The organism is Acinetobacter sp. 12966 (genome assembly GCF_031196995.1).
Classification (GTDB): domain Bacteria; phylum Pseudomonadota; class Gammaproteobacteria; order Pseudomonadales; family Moraxellaceae; genus Acinetobacter; species Acinetobacter geminorum.
Map to the genome: position 1 here is coordinate 100,152 of NZ_JAVIMC010000089.1, position 13,591 is coordinate 113,742.

The 13,591-nt window shown below is 37.8% G+C and carries 11 protein-coding genes and 1 pseudogene; 8 read left to right on the top strand and 4 right to left on the bottom strand.

What is annotated here, in order from left to right; translation table 11 throughout:
- Positions 1-12: 12 nt before the first annotated feature.
- Positions 13-117 (bottom strand): annotated as a pseudogene (locus tag RFW85_RS12950) (PilZ domain-containing protein); the annotation flags it as partial.
- A gap of 125 nt (positions 118-242) precedes the next feature.
- Between RFW85_RS12950 and RFW85_RS12955 the strand changes: the two are divergent.
- The 3 genes from RFW85_RS12955 (at position 243) to RFW85_RS12965 (ending at position 4,673) form a co-directional block, all read left to right on the top strand.
- Complete coding sequence (locus RFW85_RS12955) at positions 243-1,478, top strand: lipoprotein-releasing ABC transporter permease subunit (protein WP_004790618.1); 1,236 nt, start codon at positions 243-245, stop codon at positions 1,476-1,478.
- Positions 1,471-2,157 carry a lipoprotein-releasing ABC transporter ATP-binding protein LolD gene (lolD, locus tag RFW85_RS12960; protein WP_170249323.1) on the top strand — a complete coding sequence of 229 codons (687 nt, stop codon included), beginning with the start codon at positions 1,471-1,473 and terminating at the stop codon, positions 2,155-2,157. The genes RFW85_RS12955 and lolD overlap by 8 nt, the downstream gene beginning before the upstream one ends.
- Before the next feature lie 83 nt (positions 2,158-2,240).
- Positions 2,241-4,673 carry a DNA internalization-related competence protein ComEC/Rec2 gene (locus RFW85_RS12965; RefSeq protein ID WP_309171595.1) on the top strand — a complete coding sequence of 811 codons (2,433 nt, stop codon included), beginning with the start codon at positions 2,241-2,243 and terminating at the stop codon, positions 4,671-4,673.
- Here RFW85_RS12965 and RFW85_RS12970 read toward each other — a convergent pair.
- On the bottom strand, positions 4,626-5,609 hold the full coding sequence (locus tag RFW85_RS12970) for a lysophospholipid acyltransferase family protein (RefSeq protein ID WP_170249542.1): 984 nt from the start codon (positions 5,607-5,609) through the stop codon (positions 4,626-4,628). The two genes, RFW85_RS12965 and RFW85_RS12970, sit on opposite strands and share 48 nt — an antisense overlap.
- Positions 5,610-5,742: 133 nt before the next feature.
- Between RFW85_RS12970 and sppA the strand changes: the two genes are divergently transcribed.
- Positions 5,743-6,759, top strand: coding sequence for a signal peptide peptidase SppA (gene sppA, locus RFW85_RS12975; protein ID WP_170249543.1), 1,017 nt, complete (start codon positions 5,743-5,745; stop codon positions 6,757-6,759).
- A 19-nt stretch (positions 6,760-6,778) separates the two neighbouring features.
- Complete coding sequence (locus tag RFW85_RS12980; protein ID WP_170249544.1) at positions 6,779-7,579, top strand: alpha/beta fold hydrolase; 801 nt, start codon at positions 6,779-6,781, stop codon at positions 7,577-7,579.
- Positions 7,580-7,655: 76 nt separating this feature from the next.
- Here the strand turns inward: RFW85_RS12980 and purN are convergent, their stop codons facing one another.
- Both purN and purM read right to left on the bottom strand, forming a co-directional pair.
- Positions 7,656-8,285, bottom strand: a complete 630-nt coding sequence (gene purN / locus RFW85_RS12985) for a phosphoribosylglycinamide formyltransferase (protein WP_170249545.1) — start codon at positions 8,283-8,285, stop codon at positions 7,656-7,658.
- Positions 8,282-9,352, bottom strand: a complete 1,071-nt coding sequence (gene purM, locus RFW85_RS12990; RefSeq protein ID WP_170249546.1) for a phosphoribosylformylglycinamidine cyclo-ligase — start codon at positions 9,350-9,352, stop codon at positions 8,282-8,284. The genes purN and purM overlap by 4 nt, the downstream gene beginning before the upstream one ends.
- Positions 9,353-9,487: 135 nt before the next feature.
- Here purM and cxpE point away from each other — a divergent pair, with 135 nt between their 5' ends.
- The 3 genes from cxpE (at position 9,488) to rbtA (ending at position 13,586) form a co-directional block, all read left to right on the top strand.
- Positions 9,488-10,681 (top strand): chloramphenicol efflux transporter CxpE, encoded by a 1,194-nt coding sequence (gene cxpE, locus RFW85_RS12995; RefSeq protein WP_086265472.1) that lies wholly within the window; start codon positions 9,488-9,490, stop codon positions 10,679-10,681.
- A gap of 20 nt (positions 10,682-10,701) precedes the next feature.
- Positions 10,702-11,400: a DnaA regulatory inactivator Hda gene (hda, locus tag RFW85_RS13000; protein WP_086265471.1), complete on the top strand. Its 699-nt coding sequence runs from the start codon at positions 10,702-10,704 to the stop codon at positions 11,398-11,400.
- 335 nt (positions 11,401-11,735) lie between these two features.
- The gene (gene rbtA, locus RFW85_RS13005) at positions 11,736-13,586 is read left to right on the top strand and encodes a rhombotarget A (RefSeq protein ID WP_170249547.1); all 1,851 of its coding nucleotides are present in this window, start codon (positions 11,736-11,738) and stop codon (positions 13,584-13,586) included.
- Positions 13,587-13,591: the final 5 nt, after the last annotated feature.

The following is a 13,591-nucleotide window of genomic DNA, read 5'->3' on the forward strand; positions in this document are numbered from 1 at the left end:
TTGTTGAGCTTATTCATTAAATTGTTCTAATTCGTAGCGAAATGCATGATCAAATTGATCTCCTAACTTAACTAGTAGAAAATAGCGCAGCAATATAATATTAGGATTGTTAAGGGAAGATCAGAACTTACTGATTTTTAAACCTTAATACAGCATCTAACGGTATGGCCAAATAGTAGATGTGGGTGCAAGTTGCCATTAACATCTTATATTTTCCATCAATGACCTTGGATTTAGAAGGTATGTTTAAACCAATCTCACTGTATATAGGGTTGAGATATACTCGCGCAAGACGCAGTAATCATTTTATTTCTTTTATTGCATTGGTTTCGATGGTCGGTTTGACACTAGGTGTCGCTGTGCTGATTACAGTACTTTCTGTCATGAATGGTTTCGACCGCGAATTGAAAAACCGTGTGTTAGGAATGGTGCCGCAAGCAACAGTTTCATCTACACAAATCCTCACGGATTGGCCTGAACTCGTGAAGCGAGTTGAACATCATCCACATGTAACAGGGGTTGCACCTTTTACACAATTGCAAGGTATGTTAACTGCGCAAGGGCAAGTCGCCGGTATTATGGTGACGGGTATTGACCCAAAATATGAAAAGAATGTCTCTATTATTCAAAATCATATTGTTGCCGGGAGTTTAGATTCACTTAAAAAAGGTGAATTTGGTATTGTTCTTGGTAAAGATATGGCTGATTCATTGGGCTTACGTCTAAATGATAGTGTGACATTGGTTTTACCAGAAGCAACACCGTCTCCAGCAGGTGTTGTACCTCGTTTCAAGCGTTTTAAAGTGGTTGGTATTTTTAGTGTAGGCGCTGAAGTCGACTCTATGGTGGGTTATATCGCCCTATACGATGCTTCAACCTTATTACGCTTACCAGATGGTGCCCAAGGTGTCCGTTTAAAACTAGATGATATTTTTGCAGCGCCACAAGTTGCTGACGACTTAGTCAAAAGTTTACCAAGCAATTTCTACGCGACGAACTGGACCTATACGCATGGTAATTTATTTAATGCCATCCAAATGGAAAAAACTCTAGTCGGTTTATTGCTTGTCCTTATTATTGTGGTTGCAGCATTTAATATTGTTTCATCACTGGTCATGGTGGTGACTGATAAAAAATCTGATATCGCAATTTTGCGTACATTAGGCGCTTCGCCATCCATGATTACTAAAATCTTTATGGTGCAAGGCACCGTGATTGGTGTGATTGGTACAGTTGCAGGTACGGTTTTAGGTGTAATTTTAGCTTTAACCATTAGTGATATCATTTCATGGTTTAACAATGTGTTGGGCTTAAATCTATTTGATGCTTACTTTGTACATTACCTTCCTTCTTATTTAAGATGGCAAGATGTGACGATTATCGTGATTGTTTCTTTACTTTTAAGCTTCTTGGCGACTATTTATCCGGCACTTCGTGCTGCCAAAGTTCAACCTGCTGAGGCACTGCGCTATGAGTAAAATTGTTCTAGAAGCGAAAGATATCTATAAACATTTTGATGACGGTAAATCTAAAGTTGAAGTCATTAAAGGTCTTTCTTTACAAGTTGAAGCAGGGCAGTTTGTTTCTATTGTCGGTGCGAGTGGTTCAGGTAAAAGTACTTTGCTTCATGTGCTAGGTGGTTTAGAGCAGCCAACTCAAGGGCAAGTATTTTTAAATGGTCAGCGTTTTGATAATTTAGGCGAAGCTGAACGTGGTTTTCAGCGTAACCAATACCTCGGTTTTGTTTATCAATTTCACCATTTATTACCTGAGTTTTCTGCTCTTGAAAATGTCGCGATGCCTTTAATGCTTCGTGCAGATAGCCAATTTAAATCGGTAAAAGCGCAAGCTGAATATTTACTTGATCGAGTTGGGTTATCTCATCGTATGGATCATAAGCCAGGTGAGCTTTCAGGTGGTGAGCGCCAACGTGTGGCGTTAGCGCGTGCTTTAGTCACTAAACCTGCGGTTGTTCTGGCTGATGAACCTACAGGTAATTTAGACCGTAAAACAGCTCTAGGTATTTTTGAATTACTGACCGATCTTAAGAAAGAACTTAACATGGCAATGTTAATTGTGACCCATGATGAGCATTTAGCTCAGGCTGCTGATTCTATTTTGCACATGCAAGATGGACTCTGGGTGAGTAGTTCTTAAAAAATTGTCATTAAATCACATTGTTAAAGCCCACTGAGTTGGGCTTTAATTTTGCCCCTAAAAAGATAATGATATGACTTTAAATGTTAAAACTTATTTTAATGGGGTGGATTGGGGGTATTGCATTTATGGGGAGAGATATCCCTTTAATAATGCAATATGGGTGGGTAGGTAAAGTCTTGCTTGTTATGGGCTTTATTTTTTATATTTTTAAGAGAAATATTTTCTTAAATCGCCCCATATTAAAAGCCATTTACTGTCTAGTCTGTGCTATTAGTTTTTTTACTATAGGACATCAATATGCTCAGCATACCTTAAATGAAAGATTACAACTGCGACAAATGCAGCCTAAATCTTTAGATATTGTTGTATATGTCGACCGTATAAGTGAAGAAAAAGAAGATAAGACGCAGCAACCCGTTCAGGTACTAAGGCAGTCCTTACATCCCGTCAATTGGCTTTTATATTTAAAAAATCGAAAAGTAAACTCAGCGTTAGATGAATCAAAATTACAATTAGGCCATTATTATCGAATTTATGGCAAAACCAAACCTGCTCATAGTTACGCAGTGGCCGGTGTTTTCGACCAAGAACAATGGTTCATTCAACGAAATATAATGTCTGGTTTTAGTGTTCAGCATATTGAGCCTTTAAGCTCTAATGAAGTTTATCAGTTAGGTTATCAACAGCATTTAAAAGAACAACAAAAATTCTTTAACAGACAAAAGTTAAATGTAGAAAAGTTGCGCCTAACATTTAGATTAATGTTAAAACAATCTCCTTTGCAAAATAAAGGACTGTTATTAGCTTTATTAACAGGGGACGAAAGTCTCTTAAATGATGAGATTAAAAATCAATTTAAGGAATTAGGAATCTCTCATTTGTTGGCTATTTCAGGGCCTCATGTACTCATTTTTGCCATCATGTTGGCTTGGGGATTACATCAATTAGTACGACGATATTATCCGCAGCTTTATTTGTATCAACCTAAACAAATTTGGGCTATGTTTCCATTATGTTTCGGTGTTTTGATTTATACAGCTTTTGTAGGCTTTGAAATTCCAGCTTTAAGAACTTTTCTTTCAGTATTTTTATTTGCCTTTTTATTGTTGGTAAAACTACCTGTTAAGCCATTTTCGCTCTTGGTTTTCAGTGCAAGTCTACTTTTGCTTTTCGATCCATTTAGTGTTTTATCGGCAGGTTTTTGGCTCTCTTATGGTTCTTGCTTTATTTTATTACGCATTTATCAAACCATAGTACAGACTCCAGATCTTGCTTCAGTGAGTCTGCTATCTAGAATAATTCTTTTAAGCAAAACCCTCATTGAATCTCAGGGCAAAATATTTATCGCCCTATGTCCCTTAATGCTGATTTTCTTTCAACAAATTTCATGGGTTGCCCCTTTTACAAATATTATTGCAGTTCCTTTGCTAGGAGGAGTTATTGTTCCTTTGAATATTTTTGCTGCTTGTGTGTGGCTTATTTTTAATTCAATTGGAAGTGCACTCTTTCAGATTAACGATATTTTGCTCAGTATAGTGCTGACATGTTTTAGTTTTTTAGAGAAGTTATCTCTACCGTTGCAAGGTTTTAGCCTGACACCACTTGCTTTGTTGTGTCTTAGCTGTGCAATTATTATTTTATTTTTACCGCGTGGTGTTTTACCGAAATCTTGGAGTCTTATATGTTGTTTACCCTTGATCATTCCAGATAAGTCATCCCAGCAAATTCAATTAAATATTATAGATGTGGGACAGGGACAAGCTATTTTCTTGCAACACCCGCAGCAGACATGGCTCATCGATACGGGTGGGTCTTATGATGAGAAAGCCTTTAGTATTGGTCAAAATGTCGTGATTCCATATTTACGTCAAAAGGGAATTAAACAACTGGATCACGTCGTACTGTCTCATCTCGATCAAGATCATAGCGGAGCATTTCCTTCTATCGCTCAGGCTTTTCCTATTAAACAAGTCATATCAAATGAACGATGGACAGAGCAAATTAAAGAGCCATTTACTTATTGCCATCAAGGGCAAAAATGGCAATATCCACAGTTAGATATTGAAATCCTTTGGCCTAAAGAAAATGATTTAAACTTAGTTCCTTCTAATCAAAATCAATATTCTTGTGTGGTTTATATTCATTTAAAACAGATAAATGGCTATCAAAATTATTTAATCATGGGCGACGCAGGGTGGGAAGCAGAATATCAACTCATGAAAGAATATCCTGATTTAAAGGTAGATGTTCTGGTATTAGGTCATCATGGGAGTAAACATAGTTCGGCTTATGACTTTTTAGCGACTCTAAAACCAAAGCTTGTTGTTGCCTCTACTGGCTTTAATAATCGATACGGTCATCCAAGTAAAGAAGTGTTAGCGAGAGTACAAGCACTTAATATTCCGTTTAAAAGTACAGTTGAACAAGGAACATTAAGCTTTGTATCTCGCAATCATGAGATAGTTTTATATACTCGACGTTTCGAACGTACTTGGCTTCACAGGAATTTGTGACGCTTCTGCTTTAAGCTTATCTACAATTTGAAGTGCTTCAGTCGGATCTATATTATAAATATTATCTAAAGCTGGATTTGCTTTAAAACGTTTATAGCTCCAGTGGTAGTGCTCTGGATATTGATGAATTAGTTGTTCAATTGCTTGATGGATGACATACGTTCCGTCATCTGCTGTACCTTCATAAATCTTCTCATCCATAGGCTCGATATGCATCGTAAAACCATCATTTTCATTACGAATTGCATAAAGGAATAAAGCTTTAGCTTTTGTTTTCTGGATAAGCTTGGCACTTAAATTACTTGAGGCAAGTGGAACACCAAAATAATTAATCATGTCACCACCAACATTTGGTGTATGGTCAGGTAAAATTACAGTGGTTTCACCTTGTTTTAATGCTTTAAAAATTTGTCGAACACCAGTTTCATCAGTAGGAACCAAGTTAGCTTGTTCACGACTACGTGCTTCTCGAACAAAACGGTCTGCATCTACATTTTTTACAGGTTTATATAAAATTGTCATTGAGGTGAACTGGGCACACCATGCATTCATGATTTCCCATGTGCCAAAATGAGGAACAATTAAAACCACACCTTTTTTTGCCGCTAGTGCTTCATGAAAGTAATGTTCACCTTCAATATGATGAATTCTTGAAATATTCTTACTATTTGATGAGCCCCAGATACTTAAAAATTCAAAATATGAGGTTAACTCGTTACGAATAGCTTGTTGTGTAATGTCTATGCGTTGTTGTGGCGTTAAATGAGGAAGTGCGATTTGTAAGTTAAGTTCAATACTCTTTGAGGTTCTAGTAATTTTTAAAGTATTGACTAATCCTGCCAACATGCGGGCAATAAAACGTCCAAATTGAATTGGTTGGCGGCTAAAAGTTTTGAGTAAATAATAGTTCATGCTTTTTACATCTAGTTTGGTCATCTATCGCGGTAAAAAGGAGGCAACAAGTAAAAAAAGATAAAAATATTATAAATGAAATCATATTATTTAGACAGTTTTTATCAAATCAACGTATATAATGACATCATTTTAGATTGATTTGGATTGGAATTTTATGTCCGATTGGCCACCAAAACCACAAAATGAACCTATAATCCCTAAACAAAATGGACCAGAATGGCAAATTCTGGAGAAGGCTGTACTTGCTTCAGTAGAAGAGCAACGCCGTAGTCGCCGTTGGGGTATCTTCTTTAAAACATTAACTTTTATTTATTTACTGTTCATTATTGTATTGATGGGCAAAGGCTGTTCAACCAGCAAAGATGGATCAGCAGTAAGTAGCAGTAGTGCCCATTTAGCAGTGGTGGATATTGTTGGAACGATTGATGCTTCAAGCAATCAAGCTGTGAATAGTGAAGATACGAATAAAGCACTCAAACGCGCTTTTGAGGCCTCAAATAGTAAAGCTGTTGCACTAAATATTAACTCACCTGGCGGTTCTCCAGTTCAGTCTGATGAAATCTGGCAGGAAATTCGATATTTGAAAAAACAACATCCTGATAAGAAAGTCTATGCCGTTATTGGTGATATGGGTGCATCGGGTGCGTACTATATTGCTTCTGCTGCGGATGAGATTATTGTCAATCCATCAAGTTTAGTGGGTTCAATTGGTGTCATCATGCCTAACTATGGGATTACTGGTTTAGCTCAAAAGCTCGGTATTGAAGACCGCACTTTAACAGCAGGAACGAATAAAGACATTTTAAGTATGACAAAACCGATTGATCCTGCTCAAAAGCAGCATATTCAATCTGTTCTTGATAATGTTCATACTCACTTTATCGCTGCAGTTAAAGAAGGGCGTGGCAAGCGCTTGAAATCGAATGATCCAGCTATTTTTTCTGGTTTATTCTGGACTGGCGATCAAGCAATTCAATTAGGTGTTGCTGACCGTTCAGGTAATATTACGAGCTTGATGCGAGAACTAAATCTTGATAATAAAGTTGACTACACAATTGAGCGTAACCCACTAGAATCTATTTTGGGTCGTATGGGTGCACAAATCGGGCAAGGGGTAAGTGAATCTATTGCTCAAGAAGTGCAGACTCGTCAAAGCGCAAAATTACAATAAATCTGTTTAGGATAGCGGTATGTCAACAAAACCAGTTATACACTTTGCTCATGCCAATGGCGTACCATCAAAAGTGTATCAAAAATTGTTTGACCAATTGAAAGGGGAATATGACGTCATTTATGTTCCCTTGATTGGTCCTGATAAGCGCTATCCTGTGACGAATCATTGGCCTGCTTTGGTTGATCAGGTTATTGATAGTATTGTGCGTCAAGCGAAAGGACGTAAAGTTATTGGGCTCGGTCATTCTCTTGGTTCCGTTCTAACATTGATGGCATCTTTTCGACGTCCTGAACTTTTCTCTCAAGTGATTATGTTAGATCCGCCTCTGATTTTAGGGCGATATTCGTTTGCTTTTCATATGGCAAAATTATTTCGCCCTAAATTGGTTGATGTGATGACACCAGCAGGTTTATCTGCACGTCGTCGTGAACATTGGGAATCGAGAGAGCAAGCGGCTGAATTACTGCGTCCTAAGGGATTCTATAAAAATTTTGATGAAGATTGTTTCCAAGCTTATATTGATTATGCTTTGAAAGAAGATTCAGTTCGTGGTGGAGTAACTTTAACGATTTCTCGTGAAGATGAAGTTGCAATTTTCCGTAAGAATCCTTCTTGGTGGTGGCTACCTATGCCAAAACCTAAGATGCCTGTGCATTTAGTTGTAGGGAAAGAGAGTGATTTCTTAAAAAGAGGCTTTCCTCAAATGGCAAAGCGAAAAATGGGAATTCCATTTACTGTGGTTGAGGGGGGGCATATGTTTCCTCTAGAACATCCTATCGATACAGTAAATTCTATAAAGAAATTGATCAGCCATTAACTAAATTGATTTTTAAGTGAATAAAAAAGGACATGCTAGCATGTCCTTTTTTATTTTTGTTTGTTAGTAAAATATTTTACCAGCTTGCAAAACGAATAGGGTCTTTTAGAACTTGATTACGGAAGTAGGCTTGTCCATCTTTCCATGTAAGTTGACCGTTACACAGCCACTCTGCAACTTGTGGGTAGATAAAGTGCTCAAGTGTGTGCACTCGATCTGCCAATGAGTCGACAGTATCATGTTCTTTAACTGAAATAGCTGACTGGGCAATAGATTGACCAGAATCCAGTTCAGCAGTTACAAAGTGCACGGTACAACCATGTAAACGGTCACCTGTGTTTAAAACACGTTGATGAGTATTCACACCTTTGTAAGCAGGTAGAAGCGAGGGATGTATGTTTAGCATTTTCCCTTGCCATTTGTTGACAAAGGTAGGAGTTAAAATGCGCATGAAGCCAGCTAAAATAACCACATCTACTTCCCAAGCTAAGAGTTGCTGATGCATTGCTTCATCAAACACTTCACGAGTTGGAAAGTCTTTATGGGAGATAACAGCGGTAGCAATATTAGCTTTTTCAGCACGCTCTAAGGCATAAGCATCTGCTTTATTAGACAGTACACCTACAATTTGCCCTGATAGATTTGCATCTATCAAGGCTTGTAAATTACTGCCGTTCCCAGAGACTAGAACAGCAATTTTTATCATGCAAAGATCACACGGATTTTTTCGTCTGCACCTTCCACTGACTCGGCATTTTCTTGGATTTGTCCAATTTTCCAAGCTTTTTCGCCTTGAGCATTAAGCACTTCAATTGCTTTTTCAGCATCATTTGCATCAACAGCAATAACCATACCTACGCCACAGTTAAACGTACGGTACATTTCAAAGCGTTCTACATTGCCTTCGCGTTGTAGAAGTTGGAACAATTCAGGCCATTCCCAAGAAGATTCATCAATAACCGCTTGAGCACCATTTGGCAATACACGAGGTAAGTTACCTGGTAAACCACCACCAGTAATGTGCGCCATAGCATGAACATCAACTTGTTTGCAGAGTTCAAGAACTGGTTTTACATAAATACGAGTTGGTTCCATTGCGACATCAGCAAGAGGACGACCATCAATTGTTTGAGTTAAATCAACGTTTTTAACGTCTAAAATTTTACGTAGTAATGAGTAACCATTAGAGTGAGCACCACTTGATGCAACACCAATAAGTACGTCACCAGACTTTACTTTAGAGCCATCAATAATTTTGCTTTGCTCAACAACACCAACAGCAAAACCAGCAAGATCGTAATCTTCACCTTCGTACATGCCTGGCATTTCTGCGGTTTCACCACCTACAAGTGCGCAACCTGCAAGCTCACAACCTTTACCAATACCAGTAACAACATTTGCAGCAACGTCAACATTTAAGTGACCAGTCGCATAGTAATCTAGGAAGAATAATGGTTCTGCACCACAAACTAAAAGGTCATTTACACACATAGCCACAAGGTCTTGGCCGATTGTGTCATGACGATTGAGATTAAGTGCCAAACGTAATTTAGTTCCTACACCATCGGTTCCAGAAACTAAAACAGGTTCTTCATAACCTTTAGGAATTTTGCATAGTGCACCAAAGCCACCAAGACCGCCCATTACTTCAGGACGACTTGTACGTTTAGCGACTGACTTGATACGATCGACCAGTGCGTCGCCCGCTTCAATGTCGACACCCGCATCTTTGTAGCTTAAACCGGTATTTGGGGTAGAAGTTGAGTTGCTCATAAATGAAGTCTCCGCATTGGCGGCAGATTATAACCTGAATATACGAAACTCTTATGTTATTTATGCTCGAAAATGCTATCTTTAATAAAAATATTTTTCCATTTATAACGATTAAATCAAAAAAGGCTAGATTTTATGCAAGATCGTATACTGCGCCGTATTTTTTTACTCGCAGGTATTGTATTGCTGGTATGGGTGTTGTACTTGCTCAAGCCTGTAGTCATTCCTTTTATCGGTGCTTTTTTCCTGGCTTATTTATTCAGTCCACTTGTTGATGTTCTGGTAAAAATGAAATTGCCTCGCTGGTTAGCAATTAGCTTGGTATTCGTTGGAATAGGCATAACTTTAACTATTGCACTTTGGTATTTGGTTCCACTTATCTGGAAACAATTAGTTTATGCCCGAGATAGCATTCCAGCCGGTATCCATTGGATTAATGCTACCTTTCTACCTTGGGTATCTTCGACATTTAATGTCCAGCAAATGGAAATTGATACAGAGCAGTTGTCTAAAGCTGTCATGGAATATGTCCAGACAAACTATAGTGCAGACAGCATTCAGGCAGTATTATTAAAACTAGCTCAATCTGGTCTGAATTTTATTCAGATTGGTGGAACAGTTGTTTTAATTCCAATTATTGCTTTCTATTTCTTGCTCGATTGGGAGCGTATGTTACAAAACTTACGTCGTCTTATCCCACGTCCATATGAAGCTACTACCTTACAAATCGTTGGCGAATGTCATAGTGTTTTAGGAGCATTTGTTAAAGGTCAGTTTCTGGTCATGCTATTACTCGGCATAGTATATGCGGTTGGTTTGCAGCTCATTGGTTTAGAAGTTGGCCTGATTATTGGTATGGTGGCTGGGCTTGCCAGTATTATTCCTTATTTAGGATTTGGAGTAGGTATTATTGCAGCTGTTATCGCCAGCTTGTTTCAGTTCGGCTTAGATTGGGTGCATTTATTACTCGTTGGTGTAGTTTTTATGGTTGGCCAAGCTGTAGAAGGCTATATCCTACAGCCATTCCTACTGGGAGATAAAATTGGTTTATCTCCTGTAGCAGTTGTTTTTGCAGTATTGGCAGGTGCACAGCTTGCAGGTTTCTTGGGAATGTTAATTGCATTGCCTGTTGCTGCCGTTATTGTAGTGTTGTTAAAGCATTTAAGAGAGAACTATGAAAGAAGCTCACTTTATGCGCCCCCTTCTACATTAGTAATCCAACATGGCGATATTGAGCAAATTCATGTGGAAACTGAAAGCACTAAGCTTGATCTTGAAGTTAAAACACAGCAAGATACAGATGAACTAAAATCCCCTAACCAGAAATAATTTCAAGGTTAATTCAATATATGCGTCAACTCCAACTGGATATAGAACCTCAACTTGATGCCCGAATCAGTGATTTTTCGGGACCGGGTTGGGGGCATGTAGTCGATGCCGTGCGGCAACTACATGCTGGTCTGGTGAGTAGATTCTATATCTACGGTGGAGCAGGAACGGGCAAGAGCCATTTGCTTTCCGCAATTTGTGATTCTTATTTAGAAATAGGTAAGTCTGCTATCAAAGTATCTTTGCTTGAACTGCTTGATGCACCTATTGAGGCAATTACCTCTTTAGAACATTATGATCTTGTTGCTTTGGATGATATTGAATCGATTAGTGGTGTGCCTCACTGGCAAAAAGCTGTTTTTCATTTAATGAATAATCATGAAGGACAACTGATATTTTCTTCGCGTGTAGCCCCGATCGAATTAAAGCTGGAATTACCAGATCTACAATCACGACTTACACAAGCCGTTAGTGTAAAAGTGCCGAGTGGAAGTTTATATGCAGACCGCTATGCCTTGGTGACATCTGTAATGGCTAGACGTGGTATCCACTTTGATCAACAAATTGTTGACTACTTATTATTGCATGGTCCTCATCAAGCTTCTCTTTTATTACAAACAGTTGCTCAATTAGAAAAATTGCTTAAAGGTGAAAAAACAAAACTTTCTAATGCAACTTTAAGGCAAATTTACGCTTTGATTGATGAGTATCAACAGTAGACTTTCTAACTTAAGTTTGCTGTTTTGCTTAAATTAGACTCATACAATGAAAAATGGCTTTCCCTACATAAGTTTTTTCATTTCATAATAGTTATATTTGTATCTTCTAAATTTTCTTTTAATTTTTTAATACGCCACTTTTTTGTATTTAAAAAAACTTTTTTAGATCTACGAAGCTTTTTGTAATCTAGTTCAAAAATGACTCGACAGACCGACCAAAATGTCTTGAGAAATTCTACTTGCTGTGACAAAGTACGCACAAAGGATGCGATTGCAAAAGCGGATATTTTGCAATATTGACAAAGAAAAATGAAAAAAGATGTAAGGAGATGGGTATGCTCAAACGGAGCATTGCTTTTGCTTTATTGGCTGCTGCTGGACACGCTTATTCTGCCGATATTCAAGTCACAACTACAAATGATGAAGACGTCGACAACACGGTCTGTTCATTACGTGAGGCTGTTGAACTTTTAAATAGACTTAATTCAAGTGATTCTAAGGTTGTTGCGTCTGTAAAAGATGGTTATCGTGGCTGTACTAGTGGTGACTCAAACAATATTATTTTGCAAAGAGATAAAGAGTATGCACTTAAAGAACAAATAAAGATTACAGCCCCTCTGACAATTACTACTGCGAAAAATGATTCTACGTTAGTTGATACTGATCAACCAGGTTCGCATAACGCTACAATAAAAATGATTGGTACAGATCGGTTATTTAAAATTGATGATGAGAGTATTGAAAAAGCATCAATTTCGGTTTCGCTAACTGATCTTAATTTACAAGGTGCGGGTTTAAAATTTAAAGCTGTTACTGGTGGGTTGATTGATAATCATGAAATATTGAAAATCCAAAACTCTCGTTTAATTGATGGATACGCAGCTCAAGGGGGAGCGATTTATAATAGAGGATTGGTCACGAAAAGTGGCCAGACTTACGGTTTCGTCACTATTACTAATACTCTTATTCAAAATAATAAAGCAACAGAAGGTGGGGTAATTTATAGTGAGCAGCCTTTGTATTTGATCACGCAGTCTGTGATTCGAGACAATGAAGTTAGTTCTGCAGCTGGATCACTTTTCTTCAGTGCAAATAAATTTGATGATGAGAGTACTGGGGGGTATTTAAGCCAGCGTTCTACCGGCCTGAGTAACAGTACTTTTTTTCATAATAAAGTGGGTTTTATTGCAAATGTTCAAGATGGGATGTTTGTTAATAACATTACGATGATTAAAAATGACAAAGGATTATTTCTAGATGCTTCACAAGGTAATGCATCTATTTCAAATAGTGTTTTAGTTGGGAATACGGTCAACTGTCAGGCGAGTACTGCTGATAAAGCAATTATACAAAGTAATTTGGTTACCGCAGAATGTAACCGGAATGCGACTTCAAAGCTTCCTAATATTCTTTATCCCGCTAATGAAAAATTAATAGCAGGTAGCACAGATGAGGGGATATGTGATGTAACAGCGAAAGAAGGCTTATTTTGTCCTTTTAATACCCCTAAAGATAGCTTTCTTGGCTTTTTCAAGCCTCGATTGTTAGAGAGTTATAATACTTTAGCTGATTCCCTCATTATTAATAAAGGTCGTTTATATAGTGATGGAACTTCAGTTGGTTTAGCAAGTTGTGAAATTATTGATCAGCGTGGAAAAAAACGTAGTGGTTATGATGAGTTATGTGATCTTGGAGCGATTGAATATATTTTAGATACTGAGATATCCTCAGTAGGTCAAGATATTAGATATGGACAAGTTGCAAAATTTAATATTCTTGGTTCTCTAAGTGAAGCAGATCTAGTGACTCCGGCTACATGCAAACGTTTATTCGGAGAGCGGGCTGATGGAGAAGAATGGCAACCAGGATGCCTTAGAATTAAACAAAGTACAGATACCCCAGTTTCTAAAGGCAGTATAACTTTAGATCAAAATGGAAATGTAATTTATACACCAAATGGGAACTGGCATGGTGCGGATATTTTTAGCATTCAGGTTGTTACGAGTGTGTCTCGATTTAATGAAGGCGTAGAGTTTCAATATATCACTATCCCGACAAGAATTGTTCAGGATCCTTTATCTGGAATTGAAGACAAATCTGTGAGTACAGGTGGTGGAGGTAGTGTTGGTGGAGCCTTTATTTTAAGTTTATTCGGTTTAATTGCTTTACGCCGTTTCAAGCCATAATCAGG

Coding starts and splice junctions, on each gene's coding strand:
- RFW85_RS12965 (WP_309171595.1), top strand. CDS start 2,241: ATGTTAAAACTTATTTTAATGGGGTGGATTGGGGGTATTGCATTTATG.
- purN (WP_170249545.1), bottom strand. CDS start 8,285: ATGATAAAAATTGCTGTTCTAGTCTCTGGGAACGGCAGTAATTTACAA.
- purM (WP_170249546.1), bottom strand. CDS start 9,352: ATGAGCAACTCAACTTCTACCCCAAATACCGGTTTAAGCTACAAAGAT.
- RFW85_RS12970 (WP_170249542.1), bottom strand. CDS start 5,609: ATGACCAAACTAGATGTAAAAAGCATGAACTATTATTTACTCAAAACT.
- rbtA (WP_170249547.1), top strand. CDS start 11,736: ATGCTCAAACGGAGCATTGCTTTTGCTTTATTGGCTGCTGCTGGACAC.
- sppA (WP_170249543.1), top strand. CDS start 5,743: ATGTCCGATTGGCCACCAAAACCACAAAATGAACCTATAATCCCTAAA.
- lolD (WP_170249323.1), top strand. CDS start 1,471: ATGAGTAAAATTGTTCTAGAAGCGAAAGATATCTATAAACATTTTGAT.
- RFW85_RS12955 (WP_004790618.1), top strand. CDS start 243: ATGTTTAAACCAATCTCACTGTATATAGGGTTGAGATATACTCGCGCA.
- RFW85_RS12980 (WP_170249544.1), top strand. CDS start 6,779: ATGTCAACAAAACCAGTTATACACTTTGCTCATGCCAATGGCGTACCA.
- hda (WP_086265471.1), top strand. CDS start 10,702: ATGCGTCAACTCCAACTGGATATAGAACCTCAACTTGATGCCCGAATC.
- cxpE (WP_086265472.1), top strand. CDS start 9,488: ATGCAAGATCGTATACTGCGCCGTATTTTTTTACTCGCAGGTATTGTA.